Raw genomic sequence first — 16,973 nt, forward strand, 5'->3', positions numbered from 1 at the left:
GTGAAAAGGTGTTACCTTTGGATATCATGTGAATAGGAATTGGCTTGGTTGCGTTAGGTTACTTTATTAACGATGGTTTGAAAAACTTCAAAAATCCTAAAGAAAGTTATTCAGACTATCCAACTTTAACTAAGGAGTCTGATTTGCATTACCACCTTGGTCTAAGTAAAGCGGAGGTTAAAGAGTTACTAGAAAAATTACCTCGTGCTCCAAAGGTGGAATTAAAAGGAACAGTCTATTATCCTTATCAGCAATTTTTGCAGTGGATGTCAACGCTTGATTATACAAATAGTTAAGGAGAATGAAATTATGACTGCAGATCATATAACAAAAGAGCGGCTTAAGATTCTGGAAAAAGAAAACGAGGCATTTAAGACACTTTTGCTTGAGTTTATTGGGTATGAAGACGAATGGTTACTGACTAAACCAGGGTTAAAAAAGAATTACAATAAAGACTATTTAATTGAACATATTCAATATCAAAGAAAGCTCATAAGGGAGCTTTACAACAAGTTAGATGATAAAGCACAAGAAGAACTTAAAATAAAGGTGGAAAGCTGTATTTGGCCAATTATGCACAATGAGGATTAACCCTCATTGTGTCTCAATAAAATAGGAATTTTAAAGAGAATACAAATACAAAAAATATGTATAAAATAATTGACTCGTAATGTGATCTATAGTATTATTAAGTTAACCAATAAAGACAACAAAAAGAAATGAGGGGAAATAATGGAGTTAATAAGGATAGCTATGAAGAAAGACTTGGAAAATGACAACTCTTTAATGAATAAATGGGCAACAGTAGCTGACCTTAAAAACCCCAATCCTCTTTATGACTTCTTAAACCATGATGGGAAAACTTTTAATGAATTTTCTTCAATAGTCAACATTGTTAAGAGTCAGTATCCAGACCGTGAATATGAATTAATGAAAGATTACTGTTTAAACCTAGATGTTAAGACAAAGGCAGCAAGAAGTGCATTGGAGTATGCTGATGCAAATATGTTTTTTGAAATAGAAGATGTTTTAATAGAATCAATGATTTCTTGCAGTAATATGAAAAGTAAAGAATATGGAAAAGTGTATAAAATACATAGAGAACTGTCTAACTGTGATATTACTGAATTTGAGGCAGTGAAAAGACTCGGTAAATTAAATATTAAAACACCTGAAATGAATTCTTTCTCAAGACTCTTGCTGCTTTATCATTATTTAAGCACTGGTAACTTTTCTCCGATGGCCCAACTTATAAAACAAATTGACCTTAGTGAGATTTCTGAGAACATGTACATTAGAAATACATATCAAACAAGAGTTCATGTTCTAATGTCTAATATAAAGCTAAATGAAAATTCATTAGAGGAGTGCAGAGAGTACTCTGAAATGGCATTGGAAAGTACAAATATCCAGAGATTTCAGGTTTTCAGCTACTTAACAATTGGTAACTCTCTTTTATTTTCGAATTATGAATTGGCTCATGAATACTTTTTAAAAGGGCTAAGCGTTTCTTTTCAAAATGAAAATTACAACATGATTTTCCAGCAGGCTTTGTGCTTCTTAAATAATGTATGGCGCAAAGAAAATAAGTGGATTAATTTTGAATCTGAGTCAATTATGGATTTGCAGGAGCAAGCTCATTGTCTTATCAACTTTAATGAAAATTCCAAAGCAAAAGAAGTTTTGGATAAACTAGATCTTTTACGTCATAACGATAATGAGCTTGCAATGCATCATTATTTGAAAGGGAGACTCGAACAAAATAAAGCATGTTTCTATTCTTCAATCGAGTATTTTAAAAAGTCTAATGACAAATTCCTTATTAGACTGCCGTTGTTGGAACTGCAAAAAATGGGTGAAAATCAAAAACTTTTAGATTTACTTTTACTTTAAAGGAGGTGAGACGATGAAAAAACTTATTATGGCTTTAGTTGTCTTGGGCGCACTAGGCACTTCTTACATAAGCGCAGATTCTTCAATCCAACAAGCTTCAGGTGATTATGAAGTAGCTGGAATGCCACGTGGAGCATAAAATCCATTGACACATAAAGTTATTAGTATTATTATTTACTTAATTAAATTAACCAGAAAAGGAAGACGTTTGGCTCTTTTGAGCTAAGCGTCTTTTGTAGTTTTAAGGCCATCACTTAAATATTAAGTTTTTATAACATCTAGTGATCAACTTCAAGTACATACACCCTAATTTAAAATGAAATGCATTACAAAACAGTACAATGAAATGCATTACAAAACAGCACATTCGCAAAAAAAATTGCGTAGAATGTGCTATTTGTCGTTAAAAAAATCTTTACTTCCCTTATGTAATGCATTACAATTGCTATAGATGCAAAAGATAAAAAATATGTATATAGGAGGTTGGTGGTATGTCCGCAATTAGTTACTTAAAAAACAGTATGACAATGCATAAAACCATTTACCAAAAGAAAGTTGAAAGCTTAGTTAAAAATGATTTATTCTTTCATGAAAAAAGCATTGAAAAGTCAAAAATAATGAAGAATGAAAATGTTAGAAAACAACTAACTAAAGGATACATGAAATTGCTAAGCGAATACAAGGAGGATTAATGATGCATGCTGTAGAACTTAGGTCTACAAATCATAAAGATATTGATGCCGATTTTGTTTTAAATGCGAAACAAACTTACATAGAGTGTGTACTAAACATAAGAAAAATAATTGTTAATGCAAAAACTGAAGATGATCTACATAGTGCAAAAATAGAGATAGCAGCATTATTAAAAGATCTAAATAGAGTATTATTAGGAGGAGATGGACTAAAAAGAAGCATTGAAAATAATCCACATTTTAGATCCCTAATACATTTTGTTAAGAATTTAAAAAGACATATAGCAATTGAATTTGAAGAGTTCATTTATAAACCATAACATACACGCACTGCAGTCTATAGTATACATAAAAATAGGAGGTTGACATGTCAGAGCGAATAAAACAGCTAATGGTCAAACGTGGCATCACAATAGAGGAATTGTCGAGGGAGACAATGATTGATTTTCAAACATTAAACAAAATCATTGAAATGCCAGATGAATCAGATGTTACAACCATAAAGCTTATCGCTCTGGTGTTGAATGTCTCTATTGATGAGTTATTAGATAAGAAAGGAGGAGAAGATAATGCAAAATAAAGTTAAACAATTAAAAAATTACGCGGTTTACGATGATATCGAGGGCTTTTTAATCAATAAAGATATAAGAAGTAGCTCTGGGAATTCTAACTATATAATGCCTTCATCAACTAGAAGAGTGTCTAACACCAGAAAGAATTATGAAGGGGATATTAAGCAGTTCTTTAGTGTGATTAAAGGGAAAGATGTCAAAAGTTTAGTTCCCGATGATTTAGTTGTAAGTAAAAGCGAATTAAGCAACTATGTTAAGTATCTTCAGGAAAAAGGATTAGTTAATAATAGTATTAACAGAAAAATGACCTCCCTGAAGATGCTCTATACATATTTAGAGCATGATTATAAGGACTATATTGATTTGTCGGTGTTCAATACTGTCGAAAGGCTTAAAACAGTAACTAAAAACTGGGATAAAACAACCCAGACAGAAGCGGAAAGAATTGCCCAGGATATGTATATAAATGAAAGACAGAAGCCTTTAATGAAAAAGCTGTTTGTTAAATTCGCCATCAGAACTTCTTTTCGTGTAAGTGCGATATTGCGTGCGAGATGGAAAGATATAAAGCTTGATGAAAGTACAGGCCATTATATAGTAACGGTTATTGATAAAGGATCTCAGGTTGTGTCTACAGGCATTAACCAGGTATTTTATGAGGAATTGTTGCAGCTGAAGGAAGAGGATGTCAGTGAAAATGAATTGGTTTTTCAGGGACTTTCGGAACAATCTTTGCGACACTCATTGAAAAGGTCGAAGAAAAGGTTAGGTATACCTCCTGAAAGAGAATTAGTCTTACACTCATTTAAGGGTGTAGGAATTGACTATGTCTATGAGAATTCTGGACATGATTTACTTGCAGCAAAAGAACAAGGAAATCATAAAAACACATTAACAACAGAGAGATACATGAGCAGAAAGATTAACATAGCGAACTCTGCTGGTGTAACAATGGATGAAAAAATCGATTTAAATCCACTATATGAAGCAACTAAAGAGGATTTTATTAGTTTTTTTGAAAACACTGATCTTGTTACATTAAAAAAGTTTATAAAGCATATGAATGAGCGGTAATCATTTATTACGCTGTTCTATTGATAATTCTTCTTGATTAACCAGATTGCCTTTGGTAACTTTAAATTTAGCAACATGACATGAGGTGAAAGGCTATATGACAGTGATCTTTGATCAGTCTGCAAATGAGAAACTGCTTTCAGAAATGAAAGACGCTATCTCAAAAAATAAGCACATAAGATCTTTTATTAACGATATTCAATTAGAGATGGCTAAAAATAAAATTACTCCAGGAACAACACAAAAGTTAATTTACGATATAGAAAATCCAGAAGTCGAAATTTCTAAAGAGTATATGTACTTTTTAGCCAAGTCACTGTACTCTGTTCTTGAAAGTGAAAGGTTTAACCCACGAAATTACTTCACAGAAACGGATATGAAAGAAATTGAAACGTTATGGGAAGGATCTGTAGAGGAAGATATAAAATTTCCGTATACATTCAAACAAGTTGTAAAGTATTCGGATGATAATTATTTCTTCCCAATCACTGCTAAAGAGTTGTTTATGTTATTTGAAAATAAGTTATTACACTATAATCCTAATGCTCAAAGAACGAACAAAACCAAAAAACTAGAGGGCTCAAATATTGAGATACCAGTACCGCAACTCAATAAACAATCGGTTGAGGAAATAAAGGATCTGTTCTTAGAGGGGAAATTAATTAAATCAGTTTTTACGTTTAATGCACGTGTTGGAAGTGCAAGTAGTGGAGAAGAATTAATATATGATGAAGACAGTATGTCGCTTACAGTGACTGAAGACACCATTTTAGACGTTTTAGACGGGTATCACCGGCTAATAGGTATTACTATGGCTATTAGACAACATCCTGAGTTAGATCATTTGTATGAAGAAACCTTTAAAGTGGACATCTATAACTACACTCAAAAAAGGGCGAGAGAGCATTTTGGGCAGCAAAACACAATAAACCCAGTTAAAAAATCTAAAGTGGCTGAGATGAGCCAAAATGTTTATTCAAATAAAATTGTTAAGTTTATTCAGGATAATAGCATAATTGGTGATTATATAAAGACAAATGGAGACTGGATAAATCAGAATCAGAACTTACTTATAACTTTTTCTGACTTCAAAAAGGCAATTGAAAGAAGCTATTCTAAAAAAGATTTTTCTACTCAGGCAGATATATTAAAAACTGCAAGATACCTTACATCTTTCTTTGATGCTTTAGCTACACAATATGTAGATGAGTTCTTAGGTGATATAGCAAAAGAACGGAAGAGAAGTTTTGTAAACAACTATTTGTTCTTTAATGGATATGTGGTATTAGCTAAGAAATTGCAATTAGATGGGGTAAGTCTGGACGATTTAGAAAGTAAGATTAATGATGTTTTAAGCTCTATAGACTTTAGTAAGAAAAATAAGTTGTGGGATGAATTAGGTGTAGTAGATAAGAATGGAAACGCTAAATCACCACAAAAGATATGGGATTTCTTTAATAATTTAAAAATAGACGAGTAATTACTTAGGAGTTGTTTGCTGCAATGTTCAATAGTGAGATTAAGGAAAAATATTTAGATACTTTATCTGAGGGTATGGTTATGCAGATGAGGCCTATTTTTGCAAAAGCAGAGATTACTGAGACTTTATATAATAAAGACATTTATGATTTTACATCAATGCAAATTTTAGAGCTAATACGATCATTCGATCAAACCACTATCGGTAGTGTTCGGAGAACCTTAGCATTATTGTCATTGTATATTGATTGGGCAATTTCATATAAGTTAAGTAAAGGATTAACCAATTTAGCAAGAACTATTTCAGAAGAAGAGCTTTATGAATGTCTCGGGGATAAAAAATTATATATTACTTATAGTGAATTAGAGGAAATGGAAAGTCAATTAGTTAATTATCAATCTAAGGCTGTATTAAGATTGTTGTTTGAAGGGGTTTCAGGTTTAGCTCATTCTGAATTGTTAAGTTTAACGAAGAAGCAAGTTGAGGATGCAATGCTAAACGGTAACGTTTTAACCCTGTATGATTCAAAACACGGTGAGCGAAAACTAAAAGTAAGTAGTGAATGTCTTGTTATTGCCTTAAATGCAGCTCAGGAAACTAAATATAAATTAAAGAATGGGAAGGCAAAAGGCCAAACAAAAGAAGTCTTTTTAGTTGAAAATGATTATGTAGTTAAAACAAAAAGAACGTCAAACAAAGGAGACGGCCAAGCAAGCAAATTTGTTATAACTAATTTAATTACTGATATATCTGAGTTCTTTAAAATTAACTTTTTAACACCAAACACTATTGTTAGATCTGGTCATTTGTATAGAGCATATCAACTTTATAAAGAGAAAGGGGTTATTGATAACTCTGTAAGGTATCAGATTATAGATGACTTTAATTTAAGAGTAAAATCGAAATATCGAGCAGTTTATTCAATGCAAGATTATATTAATGAGGAAGAAGTTAAGAAATATTACGCAGAAGAACTAGGTCTAAAAGAGACCACGATTTAAATATGAAATCCATTTGACTATATTGGTTAAATGGATTTTTTCTTTTATCTCGAAGAATTGTGAAAAAATTCGCATTTCGACAAAAATAGACAAAATAATCACTTTAAATGCATGTTTAAATGTAGTAAGATGGTCATGTAAACCATATGGTTTACTAAGGAGGAGACCAAGACCAAAGTCTTAGTCGTTTCAATGCCTTTCAACCTTGAATTCATAGAGGTCTTCGACATTACAATCTAAAGCAGCCGCAATTCTTTTTGCAGTTCTAATAGACATGTCTACTTTAACCAACCGATTATAGTCGCTCAGCTGCTGTTTCTTAATTCCAGTTATCTCTGAAAGTTCATTGATTGTAATGTCTTTCTTTCTACATAGTTCAGGTATCAAGCATTGCCCGATCTCAACTTTAATCATAATCGGACATCCTCCTGCGTTCTGTTATGGAAAGACATAATACATATCATACCATATGAAGCTGATAAATAACCACTAGCATAACACCTACTTTCTATGTATAATGATTATACAAAACAGAACGCACGTTCCCTTAACGCCTTAAGGGTTTATCACAGAAAATTGAACATAGGAGAATGAGGATGGCAGGTTATTTAAACAATATTGCACTTAATCTGGAGATTGTACTTAAAAACAAAGCAGATAGTCCAGAAGTCTCAGAAACATTGGTCACCAGGATTTGTGAAAATCTACTCTTATCTAAAGAAGTTTCGTTTTTAAAAGCTGATGGATCAGTTGAAAGTTTTAAATTAAATGATATGGAATATGAAATAACAAATACAGAAGAATTGCCTAAGTAAAAATAAAAAAAAAGAAAGACTCCGTTAAACATAATGTAATCAGCAGCAAGAGGAGAATGAAGGTATTGTTTTGAATATATTTGTTGATCAAGATAATTACAAAGAGGTTAGTCTAAGACTTACAAAAAAAATGCTGACTTCAGAACATTATCAATTCCTACTTGGTTTCAAGGGAGAGAAATTAGATATTACAATTTCAGTTACACCACAAAGCCTCGTTAAGCTTAGGGATGACATCAATGAATTGATCTTTATGTTCTCAGATTAAAATTAGATTCGGTCACATAAATTGGCCGAATCTAATTGACAGATATTAATTGATGGGTTATAGTTTATTCAAATACAAATAATATGTATATAGGAGTTGGTAAAGAGAGCTATGTTGCTTGAGGAAAAGCTCGAAAAATTAATGAAAACAGTTTTGCAATTAAAAGCATACAAAGAAGAAGAAAATTTACGAAGGGTAATCGGAGAATTTCATTCAATAATTGATTATGCTTACGAGGGGATGTATATAGCTGAAGATATGTTAAGAGAAGAAGAGAGTAAGAGTAAAGAAGTAGGTACATATTGAATGGTGAAATTTTCACTCAGGTAACAAAAATAAAATTAGTGGATAAAATGTAAGTTTTATCGAGATTGGAATAAGGGATTAATTAATAATACAGAATGTAGGCCGTCCGGCGATAGTGAGGAGTGAAAATTTATTATGAAGAATTTATGTTGTGAAACGTGTGGGTTAGATACACATGAAAATGCTGTGCCTATCTTTGAAAAGCCTTTAAGGTTTGCTTTTCGATCAGATATTAAACAGCTAAAACAAAACACTGGCGACCACCGAAAACAAGAAAATATTTGTCTTGACTGTTTCACTGCAGAATTGAAACAAGTTAGTAAGGATTGTAAAACACGATACAGAATTAGAGGAAAGGAGGGCGCGGAGTGATTAGAGCAACAGAAAAACAGTTGAGACTGATCGGACGCATGGAGCAATACATAAGTGCAAGATTCACCGGTAATACAATTAGAGAAGCAAGTGAGTTTATTACTAATCATATGGATGAATACCAAGAAGAGAGAGAAATGGCCGATGAATCAAAAGTTTTATATGATGATATTTTCTATGAAGAAGGTTGGTAACCTTGCCGAGAAGTATTGAGATCTATATAAAAGATGCATTTTAAACTAAATTAAAAATAAGTGGAGAGTGATTAAGGTGGAAAAAGAAAATAAAAGTGAACAAATTGAAGCAACCATTAACGAAAATAATGAAATGGGAGTATTTGAACACAGAACTATCCGGGAACAACATATGTACCGGGATGAGATTTTGGATCGAATAAAAGCTGTGCCTCTTCTAGGGAGCTCTACAGAGATTACAGTTGAGATGGCAGCGGAGTACTATATGGTACCTGTTGATACGATTAAAACTGTCATCAAAAGAAACAGAAATGAATTTAATGATTATGCTGAAATTAGAGTTTTGAAAGGTAAGAGTTTAAAAGAATTTTGTCAGGTTCATGATGAACCTCGCAAATTGATAAGTCCAAAAGTCAGAAGTTTGCAAATCGTTAATCGAAGAGGCCTGCTTAGACTAGGTATGTTGCTTACTGAATCAGAAGTAGGAAAATCAATTAGACATTACTTGTTGAATGTAGAGGAAGCAACTCCAAAGCAAATTGCTATCTGGGCAGCACAAAGAGAAATCGCAAGAACAGAAAGAAAACAACTCACAGATGCAATTAAGGAGTTTTATGAAGGTAACATGAAGGATTCTCATGCATACACAAACTTTACCCAACTAGTGTATATGGTGTGTTTTGATAAAAACAAAAAGGGTTTAATGGAAGTATATGATTTGGATGAAAAGGATCAGCTAAGAGATGCGATGACTACAGAAGATCTTAGAAAAGTAGTACAAGCTGAAAAAGCTATTTCAGTATTGGTTCAATTGGGGAAAGATTACGCAGAAATCAAAGAAGAGCTGTTAAAAAATAAACACAAGTTTCAATAAAAGTAAAATTTTATTGGAAAAGAAAGGAGAGAATTTTTTTGACACATTACAAGTACATTTGCAGAACTGGCTGTGGCCGTACCACTACCATTGATAAATTTTATAAGAGACAGAGGGCGTTTTGTGGAATATGCGGGAGTCGTTCAACAATGGAGTACATCTGCGAGGTTGAACTTAAAGAGGGTTCCTTAGACTTAGGATTAAAAAGATTAAGCACTTTTCAAAGCAATTTGAAAGATTAGCGAGTTTTAATCCAGCAGACGGTGAAGAAACTTTAAAGGAATGAGGGTTTAGACAAGTGGGTCTGTCAAGCATTCTTACACTAAATAAAAAGACTGTTTTAACGAAAAAGAAAGGTGAATAGTTAATGAAACTGAGGATAATGAAATGTTCAGATACAAGCTACTGGTACAGAGATAAGATAGGTATGTATTACGATGTATTAAATAAAGGAGTGATAGCTCACAGCGTACATCATGATTCAAACACTCCTTTGTCAAAAGCTGCAGTTCTTAAAGAAGATGCTATTATTTTTGAAGATGAAAAGTTTGATAAAGTTCAGCAGTTGTTTAGAAAGTTAGATGACCAGCTTAAAAAGATTTGTTTATAGGAGAGTGAAAATGAATCATGGCAATTGATTTTGCAAAGCTAAATGATCCTGAATGGAAAAAGCAGTGGGCTGATGAGAGAAAAGAACGTGAGTGGCTTTTAGATGAACGAGAAACACTGAGAAAGAAGACAGTTTGCTTCACTGGTCATAGGCCGAACAAATTGGGTGGTTACGATATGAAAAATCCAACAATGCTCAAACTCAAAGATAAGCTGCTTGAAGTCATTGAGGAGTTAATCATAAAAGAAGAAAAGTCCAGGTTTATAACTGGAGGAGCGTTAGGAACTGATCAGGCTGCTTGCTGGTGCGTACATATTCTAAAGAAGAAATACCCTCATATCAAAAACATAATTGCAACACCTTTCAAGGAACAAGATAAAGTTTGGTCTGCAGACCAAAAAATGTGGTACAAACGTATGCTTGATGTAGCAGATGAGATTATTAATGTTGAAGAATTAGATAAATATAAAGTTAGTGGAGATAAACCAGGAGAGTTTTCGCCGATTAAGATGCAAAAGCGAAATGAATACATGATTGATCACAGTGAAGCAATAGTAGCTGTTTATGATGGAACTAAAAGTGGTACAAGGAACTGTCTGAATTACGCTAGGAAAACATATTTAGGACATCAAATTTGGAGACTGCATCCAAAATGTGATTTTGAATTAGATATATCATATACACCTTAATAACCCAGCGGGAGGTAATAAAGCATTGAATCCTTTTAACTACAGATCCGAACAGAGAGGATATGAGCAAGAATACTATGGGGGTTATTGTAATCAAGTGAGAAACCTTGGTTTAAAACCTATCCCATTTCACAGGTTTCAGGACTTTTTAAGGGAAAGCTACAATTCAACAAGAACAAAGAAGGAAAGGATGAGATTTCTAAATAAGATCACAGAATCACAATAAAAGGATTATTTTATTCAGAACGGAGGATAAGAGGATAGGCTACATTAAATACATAATTGAAACAGCTTGGTTTAACATAGTTTGGTTTAAATGGCACCTAGGAGCGGACATAAGCGTATTTGATGGCTGCGGATGGAATACATATAAATGTTTAAAGAGTAAAAATAAAATAAGTGGGGGTTATGGAAATGATAAAGAGGAATCTGCTTAGCAACCAAGTTGATGAGATTATCGGAGAATATTACGCTGCTAAAGGATATTCAGTGCAGAGTATTGATCGCCAAGAAAATGGTCAACTAATTGTTGTTACGCAGCGAGTAACAGAGGAAAGGGAACCGGAGAAAGTTGATTTAGCATTTGATTTCATACATAAAAGACCGCATAGAAAGAAATATCTTGCTTAAAGGGGGATGAGAAATTGGACAGAATGAAAGAGCTTATTAGAAAAAATCTGAGTCTGAAGAAGATGTTAGAAGCCAACGAAAGAGAGATACTTGAGGAGAAACGCAAAATAAGAACTCAAAAATTTTCTCGAAAGTTGATCGAAAGACAGAAAGAAAAAGCATTAGTCTAGGTGAAGGAGTTAAATTAATGAATACATATGTAGTCGATAACAGTAAATTTAAATGCATTTATGTGGGATCCGAAAAAGAAGCAGCTTTTAATAATGAATTTGAAAACGGAATAAGAGTAAGGGTTTGGTTTGAAGGCCATCACATAAAAACGTTTGAGAAAGAACAAAGAGAAGTCTATGGAGTAGGAGAATGGATTTTGAAGTATGATGCTGCTACTGAATTACAAAAAGAAGTGGATCGTTTGGAAAAGACGTATTTCAAGAAGAAAGAACTGTTAGATACTATTAGGCAAGCTGATGAAGTCGGAAGGGAAATCAATGAATAAAAGAAATCAATACTCAATTACAGTGGATGTTAATGGAGGAGAATATAATCAGGAGTTTGTTATTTTAGCGGAATCGCTAAGTAAAGTTGGGCGAGATAAGATAATTGCTGATGGTGTGACAATTCAATTTAATGGCCAAATTCTTGAATTGAATAGTAATAAAGAAGATTCGAAAGATTATTATAAGGGTCAAACATTAACTGTTAAAGAAGATTGCCTAAATAACTTCTGGAAAGGCGGAACCGTTACTGTTGAAGATGTAGATGTACATAGAGGCATATTAATAGACGGTGTCGTTTACTTAGAAAAACAAGTGGTAGATAAGTATTTTTCAAGAGAAGAGGAATGACATGTACAGAAAGATTTTCGATACGGTTAACGTTATTGATGGGCAATCAAAAGTAACTGATTGGTTACATAAATTAATGCTTGAAGATGAAAATTCACTATACAAAATCGATATTAAAGTTTCTAAAAGGAGGGTTTCTGAACAAGGAGAGGTGTATAGAGAGGAAGGAGAATACATAGAGAACGCAGATCTTCGAACTTTACCAATTGGGACAAAATTCTTTGTGCAAAACGGTTGTTGGAAGGGTGAAATTGTTTCGGTGAATGAAAAGAAACATTTATATATGCCACAGATTGGAGAGATGAAGGAAATTAAAGTGGGAGCAACTGGGTTGAATATAGAGATTGAATAAAAGATAGTTATTATTCAAATACTCAAGGCAGAGCCTACCGCACCTACAATGCCAGCAAAATCAACTAGTGTTGTTACGTTGCTCATAAAGTCAAAAGAATTGTTTATTAAAAACATAAAATCAGCCCCTGTAAAAAAATTTAATACTAAGATAAAAAATAATAAGAAGGAGTATTTTATCGCTGGCTTGTTTTTGGTGTAGGAGCAGCCTTGAATATTCGAATGTATTACTAATATAGCATAATTTTTACAAATAATCCAATTCTGTCTTACGATCGGAGAGTAAAAATAAAAAAGTTATTTTATGGAAGGAGAGGGTGTAGATGGAATCAGCAGAGCAATTGAAAAGAATGAGCGACATAAACGATTTGATAAAGCTTATCGCAAGCATTGATAGATGTACTTTCTTCTGTAAGTCAATGAATCGCATAGCGTATTTCAGGTTTAAGAAGAAACTGTTTTTCGTTGATGATTACACGGGAGCTGACGTTTACCCATATGAAATGGGATACGGTAGTCCAAACGGCTTTTCGCATGGAGGCAACATGTGGCAACTGGTCAACAGTTTTAGAAAGTTCATCATAACAGGGAAATGCGGCGAACTGAGGGATTATAAAGAAATATGGGCTTACAGCTATGAAGGATGTATGAAAATCCGTCAGAAGGCAAAAGAAATAGGGTTTATAGAGAATGTTGATTATCCTTATAGTTTCGATAAATGGATGAATACTAATTGATCCATGTACTAAATTTTCACTTTGCTTTTAAAGGCTGGGCTTAAGGAATTATGTAACGGAGAGATTATACTCTCCAGGATTCGAAGGAAGGTATGCGGAGTTTTCCGTGCTTAGTCTTAAATCTGTGCTTAACCTTACATAATATAGGCTCAATAAATACATACTCATCAGATTCAGACTTTACTTGTTTCATAGAGTGGAACTTACTTCGTTCCGCGTTCGGCATGAATTCCATAAATCCAGCTGCAGTTCCATCAGGATAAGACAGAAGGAATTTAATATCGTTCTTCGTGTAGCCGGTTATGAGAACTTCAGTGTAATCATAATTAATCACTTTAAGCCAATTATGCGAACGTTTATTGATCTCATAAGGGGAGTTAGCTTTCTTGATTACGATTCCCTCTAAATTCTTTTCTTTGGCCAGGTTAAAGTAAGCTAGTCCGTTACCTTGAATTCCTTCGATAACACAAACATTTGGATGATTCAGTTCAAGTGAGTTCAGAACTGTTTTACGCTCAGTGAGCGGCTTAGCTGCTATTGACTGACCGTCTTTGTAAATAACATCAAAGACACAGTAAACAATCTTATGGGCTGATTTTTTGGACATGAAACGTTCCATTACAGCTTCAAAGTCAGGAGCACCGCCTGGGGCAGCTACAATAACTTCACCATCGAGTACTGTTTCATTAGGGATATCTAAATCCAGGAGTTCAGGAAACTTGCTTGTTACTTCATTATTGTGACGAGTATACAGCTTAATCTGATTATCAAATTTAGAAAGGATGAGTCTGATTCCATCAAATTTAAGCTCAGTGATATAGCTCTCGTCATCAAAAGGCTCTTTAATTGAATGCAATAGCATTGGCGATACAAACAAAATATCACCTCCTACTTAGAACATATTAGCTAAGAGAAGGTGATATATAAAGCGATATGGCAGTGGTACTTAATGGGATTCAATGAGCTCTGGTGAATTGTTTTTAGGTGAATTCACTAAAGATGAAACCTGATATGCTTCCATATCATCAGCATCATATGGCTGCAGTAAGCTTTGTAGATAATCAGGATCAGTATTTTTAGGATTGAGCCATTCCTTTTCGTTCTCATCAGTAAGGATAACCGGCATCCGATCATGAATGTCTTCCATAAGTTCATTAGGCTTTGTCGTGATGATTGTACAAGTGTATAAAGGATTGCCTTCAGGTGTATTCCACTTCTCATATAAACCAGCAAAAGCAAAGAGATTGGATGATTTGATTTTAATCCGCATAGGAATCTTAGTCTTTGGATCAAGGCGTTTCCATTCATAAAAACTGTCAGCGGGGATGATACAACGTTTGCTTACGAGTGGCTTTCGAAAGCTGGGTTTCTCGGACAATGTTTCAGCACGGGCATTAATCATTTTATAGCCGATCTTTTCGTCTTTAGCCCATGGAGGGATAAGACCCCATCTAAGTTTGCCCAGACGGTTATTGGATCCATCGTTAATGATTGTCAGGATGTTTTGTGAAGGAGCGACATTATAGCTAGGGTGATATTCACCTTCAGGTAAGAATTGATCTATGTTGAATTGCTCAATGATGTCATCAAACTCAGAAAATAAAGTGAACCTGCCACACATGTTCATCATCCTTTAGGGTTTTTGAATATTGTACAGGCTTGATACACGAAAAATCAAAAAGGAGGAATGTGATGCAGCAAACAGTAGAGGTTAAAGAAGTTGAAGTGTTGATCAGGGGAATCTGGACAAAGAAAAAGTTCACTGATATTCAAAAAGGGCAAACCTTTAAGGTTGAGGAGAACGGAAGAACAAAGAAATACATAGCGAGAACAGATCCTTATTGGGATGACATGTATGAGACTTACATTATTGATTTGTTTGATAAAAATAAAATTAGAAGAAGTAAGTAAACAGAAATCTAGATAAAACAGAGATTTTATTAAGATAAAAATAAAATTAAAAAAGGGGAATTTTCATGAAGCTAATTGGTATTAAAACAAACAACTGTTTTTTGGTGTCTGACAATATTGAGGGCAAGAGACATTTTTATAGTAAATTAGATGAATTGCTTTTCGATGGAAAACGGGCAACTGAAACGTATAAGTCAGACTGGTTTAAGTTAGATAAGGAGCCTAGGGCCATTGAAAGGCAAATGCCAGCTAAAAAAATCAATCATAGGTATGAATTAAAAGAGGGATTCCAGGAAACTGATTTAACACCACAAGTAATTAATGTTTCTTACATAGATGAAGAAAGTGAATACTACGAAGTAAAAGGTCTATATGAATTGAAATTTGAAGAAGTCCCACAACAAAATGAAAAAATTGAGTTTGAAATGAACGTAATTGAAGAAATTGACGGAGAACTTAAGTTGCAAAGTCATAATTTTAACTTGAATTATAACTTACTGGATAGAATTCAAACTCATCCAATGCTTCTTGAAACAAAGCCGTGTTACTTGTCCCGAGAAGAAAGCTATAAGATTATCAGAAACCATATTAAAGCCAATATAAACCCTAAATTTGCAAGAATCACGAGTGATTATGATTTCTGTTTAACTGTGGTCAAAGTTTTGGAGCTTTACAAACCTCACGAGTATATAGTTGATCTTAATGCAATGTACAAACGGAGAAAGCCTAAACTTGAGAAAAGATTTCAAGCAAAGCGGGAAGTTGAAATTTACAATGTTGCACCTAAAGCCTATCAGAGCTACCCAATTGTAGAGCCTTTTAGTGGTAAGGACGTTGAGGATTTGAAGAGTAATATTAAGAAATTTCTAGATGATCTGATGGCTAAAATCAACGAGCCTTTAGTCGAATGTAAATGCTGCAAAGGAAGAGGAGTTATTTTAAATGAAAATTAAATTGGACAAAGATTACATGGTAAATGAACTGGGACTGCCGGAATCCTCAATTTTAGAAGAAATCACTGACACGTCTAGGTGGAGCATTCACTATAGAATTGTGTTCTCATATCAGGGTCGCTTTTTTGAAACTTTCTATAGTAAAGGTGCAACTGAAAATCAATGTGAGAGACCTTGGGAATTTGATGATCAAGTGGATTGTTATGAAGTGGAGTTAAAAGAAGTGAAGGTAAGAAAATGGATAAGGAAAGAATCTAAATAAAAACGATATTTTAACCAGAATCCAGGGAGGTAATGAAATGAACTTATATGAAATTATGCTAGAGCACTTTGCACCCAAGGGAAGTGAGCGGGGTATCTTTACATACGTGCTTGCTCAATCTGATGAAGAGGTATATGAATGGTTGAAAACTGATCCAAGCCTATCTGACGGCAGGGTAGTCTATACCCCATATCAAGACAACGAAGCAGACGGTAAAACATATGCAATTTATAATCAGAGCTTTGATATTGTTGGTCATGAAAAATATAAAGATCGAATGATTCGATTAAAAGGTGAGTTGAATGATGAAGTTGAACTAACCGATCTTTATTACGGAATGACCTTAGTCGGGTGGCGTATGGTGAAATCGGATGTTCCAACGGAACAAATTGAATTGTTAAAAGATACTGGCATCAGTATGGAGTTTGCATAAAAGTAATTTTT

At 33.7% G+C, this 16,973-nt stretch carries 30 protein-coding genes; 27 read left to right on the forward strand and 3 right to left on the reverse strand.

The window, feature by feature from the left end; translation table 11 throughout:
• The first annotated feature begins 44 nt into the window (after positions 1 to 44).
• From ACMX2I_RS10655 to ACMX2I_RS10700, 10 genes are all read left to right on the forward strand, one after another.
• Positions 45 to 296: a DNA-binding protein gene (locus ACMX2I_RS10655; RefSeq protein ID WP_414956902.1), complete on the forward strand. Its 252-nt coding sequence runs from the start codon at positions 45 to 47 to the stop codon at positions 294 to 296.
• A gap of 13 nt (positions 297 to 309) precedes the next feature.
• Positions 310 to 591 (forward strand): hypothetical protein, encoded by a 282-nt coding sequence (locus ACMX2I_RS10660; protein WP_414956903.1) that lies wholly within the window; start codon positions 310 to 312, stop codon positions 589 to 591.
• A 141-nt stretch (positions 592 to 732) separates the two neighbouring features.
• Complete coding sequence (locus ACMX2I_RS10665; RefSeq protein ID WP_414956904.1) at positions 733 to 1,893, forward strand: AimR family lysis-lysogeny pheromone receptor; 1,161 nt, start codon at positions 733 to 735, stop codon at positions 1,891 to 1,893.
• 13 nt (positions 1,894 to 1,906) lie between these two features.
• Positions 1,907 to 2,032, forward strand: coding sequence for a lysogeny pheromone peptide AimP (gene aimP, locus ACMX2I_RS10670; RefSeq protein WP_414956905.1), 126 nt, complete (start codon positions 1,907 to 1,909; stop codon positions 2,030 to 2,032).
• Between the two features lie 352 nt (positions 2,033 to 2,384).
• Entirely contained in the window at positions 2,385 to 2,585 is a 201-nt protein-coding gene (locus ACMX2I_RS10675; protein ID WP_004399418.1) for a hypothetical protein, read from the forward strand.
• 2 nt (positions 2,586 to 2,587) lie between these two features.
• Positions 2,588 to 2,905 carry a hypothetical protein gene (locus ACMX2I_RS10680; protein WP_414956906.1) on the forward strand — a complete coding sequence of 106 codons (318 nt, stop codon included), beginning with the start codon at positions 2,588 to 2,590 and terminating at the stop codon, positions 2,903 to 2,905.
• 47 nt (positions 2,906 to 2,952) lie between these two features.
• Positions 2,953 to 3,165 carry a helix-turn-helix domain-containing protein gene (locus ACMX2I_RS10685; RefSeq protein ID WP_414956907.1) on the forward strand — a complete coding sequence of 71 codons (213 nt, stop codon included), beginning with the start codon at positions 2,953 to 2,955 and terminating at the stop codon, positions 3,163 to 3,165.
• Positions 3,155 to 4,231 (forward strand): tyrosine-type recombinase/integrase, encoded by a 1,077-nt coding sequence (locus ACMX2I_RS10690; protein ID WP_414956908.1) that lies wholly within the window; start codon positions 3,155 to 3,157, stop codon positions 4,229 to 4,231. Before ACMX2I_RS10685 ends, ACMX2I_RS10690 begins: the two co-directional genes overlap by 11 nt.
• A gap of 97 nt (positions 4,232 to 4,328) precedes the next feature.
• A complete protein-coding gene (locus ACMX2I_RS10695) occupies positions 4,329 to 5,711 on the forward strand; it encodes a DNA sulfur modification protein DndB (RefSeq protein WP_414956909.1) in 1,383 nt (460 codons plus the stop codon).
• A 23-nt stretch (positions 5,712 to 5,734) separates the two neighbouring features.
• Complete coding sequence (locus tag ACMX2I_RS10700; RefSeq protein WP_414956910.1) at positions 5,735 to 6,712, forward strand: hypothetical protein; 978 nt, start codon at positions 5,735 to 5,737, stop codon at positions 6,710 to 6,712.
• A 189-nt stretch (positions 6,713 to 6,901) separates the two neighbouring features.
• Here the strand turns inward: ACMX2I_RS10700 and ACMX2I_RS10705 are convergent, their stop codons facing one another.
• A complete protein-coding gene (locus tag ACMX2I_RS10705; RefSeq protein ID WP_004399410.1) occupies positions 6,902 to 7,126 on the reverse strand; it encodes a helix-turn-helix domain-containing protein in 225 nt (74 codons plus the stop codon).
• Between the two features lie 182 nt (positions 7,127 to 7,308).
• Here ACMX2I_RS10705 and ACMX2I_RS10710 point away from each other — a divergent pair, with 182 nt between their 5' ends.
• The 13 genes from ACMX2I_RS10710 (at position 7,309) to ACMX2I_RS10770 (ending at position 13,403) form a co-directional block, all read left to right on the forward strand.
• Positions 7,309 to 7,527 carry a YopT family protein gene (locus ACMX2I_RS10710; RefSeq protein ID WP_414956911.1) on the forward strand — a complete coding sequence of 73 codons (219 nt, stop codon included), beginning with the start codon at positions 7,309 to 7,311 and terminating at the stop codon, positions 7,525 to 7,527.
• 70 nt (positions 7,528 to 7,597) lie between these two features.
• A complete protein-coding gene (locus ACMX2I_RS10715; RefSeq protein ID WP_144461664.1) occupies positions 7,598 to 7,795 on the forward strand; it encodes a hypothetical protein in 198 nt (65 codons plus the stop codon).
• A gap of 111 nt (positions 7,796 to 7,906) precedes the next feature.
• Positions 7,907 to 8,101, forward strand: a complete 195-nt coding sequence (locus ACMX2I_RS10720) for a hypothetical protein (protein WP_106294002.1) — start codon at positions 7,907 to 7,909, stop codon at positions 8,099 to 8,101.
• A 368-nt stretch (positions 8,102 to 8,469) separates the two neighbouring features.
• A complete protein-coding gene (locus ACMX2I_RS10725) occupies positions 8,470 to 8,667 on the forward strand; it encodes a hypothetical protein (RefSeq protein ID WP_053574298.1) in 198 nt (65 codons plus the stop codon).
• A gap of 76 nt (positions 8,668 to 8,743) precedes the next feature.
• On the forward strand, positions 8,744 to 9,541 hold the full coding sequence (locus ACMX2I_RS10730; protein WP_072183749.1) for a hypothetical protein: 798 nt from the start codon (positions 8,744 to 8,746) through the stop codon (positions 9,539 to 9,541).
• 367 nt (positions 9,542 to 9,908) lie between these two features.
• Positions 9,909 to 10,151: a hypothetical protein gene (locus tag ACMX2I_RS10735; protein ID WP_268418276.1), complete on the forward strand. Its 243-nt coding sequence runs from the start codon at positions 9,909 to 9,911 to the stop codon at positions 10,149 to 10,151.
• A gap of 17 nt (positions 10,152 to 10,168) precedes the next feature.
• Entirely contained in the window at positions 10,169 to 10,840 is a 672-nt protein-coding gene (locus ACMX2I_RS10740) for an SLOG family protein (RefSeq protein ID WP_414956913.1), read from the forward strand.
• Between the two features lie 414 nt (positions 10,841 to 11,254).
• On the forward strand, positions 11,255 to 11,470 hold the full coding sequence (locus ACMX2I_RS10745; protein WP_010330365.1) for a hypothetical protein: 216 nt from the start codon (positions 11,255 to 11,257) through the stop codon (positions 11,468 to 11,470).
• A 14-nt stretch (positions 11,471 to 11,484) separates the two neighbouring features.
• Entirely contained in the window at positions 11,485 to 11,640 is a 156-nt protein-coding gene (locus ACMX2I_RS10750; RefSeq protein WP_161792529.1) for a URC4/urg3 family protein, read from the forward strand.
• Between the two features lie 17 nt (positions 11,641 to 11,657).
• Complete coding sequence (locus ACMX2I_RS10755; RefSeq protein ID WP_414956914.1) at positions 11,658 to 11,966, forward strand: hypothetical protein; 309 nt, start codon at positions 11,658 to 11,660, stop codon at positions 11,964 to 11,966.
• On the forward strand, positions 11,959 to 12,315 hold the full coding sequence (locus tag ACMX2I_RS10760; protein WP_414956915.1) for a hypothetical protein: 357 nt from the start codon (positions 11,959 to 11,961) through the stop codon (positions 12,313 to 12,315). The genes ACMX2I_RS10755 and ACMX2I_RS10760 overlap by 8 nt, the downstream gene beginning before the upstream one ends.
• A gap of 1 nt (position 12,316) precedes the next feature.
• Positions 12,317 to 12,667 (forward strand): hypothetical protein, encoded by a 351-nt coding sequence (locus ACMX2I_RS10765; RefSeq protein WP_041352063.1) that lies wholly within the window; start codon positions 12,317 to 12,319, stop codon positions 12,665 to 12,667.
• Between the two features lie 322 nt (positions 12,668 to 12,989).
• Positions 12,990 to 13,403 (forward strand): hypothetical protein, encoded by a 414-nt coding sequence (locus tag ACMX2I_RS10770; RefSeq protein ID WP_414956916.1) that lies wholly within the window; start codon positions 12,990 to 12,992, stop codon positions 13,401 to 13,403.
• A 64-nt stretch (positions 13,404 to 13,467) separates the two neighbouring features.
• Here the strand turns inward: ACMX2I_RS10770 and ACMX2I_RS10775 are convergent, their stop codons facing one another.
• Positions 13,468 to 14,280 (reverse strand): ATP-dependent DNA ligase, encoded by an 813-nt coding sequence (locus ACMX2I_RS10775; protein WP_414956917.1) that lies wholly within the window; start codon positions 14,278 to 14,280, stop codon positions 13,468 to 13,470.
• A gap of 69 nt (positions 14,281 to 14,349) precedes the next feature.
• On the reverse strand, positions 14,350 to 15,024 hold the full coding sequence (locus tag ACMX2I_RS10780) for an SOS response-associated peptidase (RefSeq protein WP_414958321.1): 675 nt from the start codon (positions 15,022 to 15,024) through the stop codon (positions 14,350 to 14,352).
• Positions 15,025 to 15,092: 68 nt separating this feature from the next.
• Here ACMX2I_RS10780 and ACMX2I_RS10785 point away from each other — a divergent pair, with 68 nt between their 5' ends.
• The 4 genes from ACMX2I_RS10785 to ACMX2I_RS10800 all read left to right on the forward strand — a co-directional run bounded on the left by ACMX2I_RS10785 (position 15,093) and on the right by ACMX2I_RS10800 (position 16,962).
• Entirely contained in the window at positions 15,093 to 15,314 is a 222-nt protein-coding gene (locus ACMX2I_RS10785; RefSeq protein WP_414956918.1) for a hypothetical protein, read from the forward strand.
• Positions 15,315 to 15,379: 65 nt separating this feature from the next.
• Positions 15,380 to 16,267, forward strand: a complete 888-nt coding sequence (locus tag ACMX2I_RS10790; protein WP_414956919.1) for a hypothetical protein — start codon at positions 15,380 to 15,382, stop codon at positions 16,265 to 16,267.
• Positions 16,257 to 16,529 (forward strand): hypothetical protein, encoded by a 273-nt coding sequence (locus tag ACMX2I_RS10795; protein ID WP_414956920.1) that lies wholly within the window; start codon positions 16,257 to 16,259, stop codon positions 16,527 to 16,529. Before ACMX2I_RS10790 ends, ACMX2I_RS10795 begins: the two co-directional genes overlap by 11 nt.
• 37 nt (positions 16,530 to 16,566) lie before the next feature.
• Positions 16,567 to 16,962: a hypothetical protein gene (locus ACMX2I_RS10800; RefSeq protein ID WP_414956921.1), complete on the forward strand. Its 396-nt coding sequence runs from the start codon at positions 16,567 to 16,569 to the stop codon at positions 16,960 to 16,962.
• Positions 16,963 to 16,973: the final 11 nt, after the last annotated feature.

The sequence above is a fragment of the Bacillus sp. SW14 genome (assembly GCF_047608225.1).
GTDB classification, from domain to species: domain Bacteria; phylum Bacillota; class Bacilli; order Bacillales; family Bacillaceae; genus Bacillus; species Bacillus subtilis_G.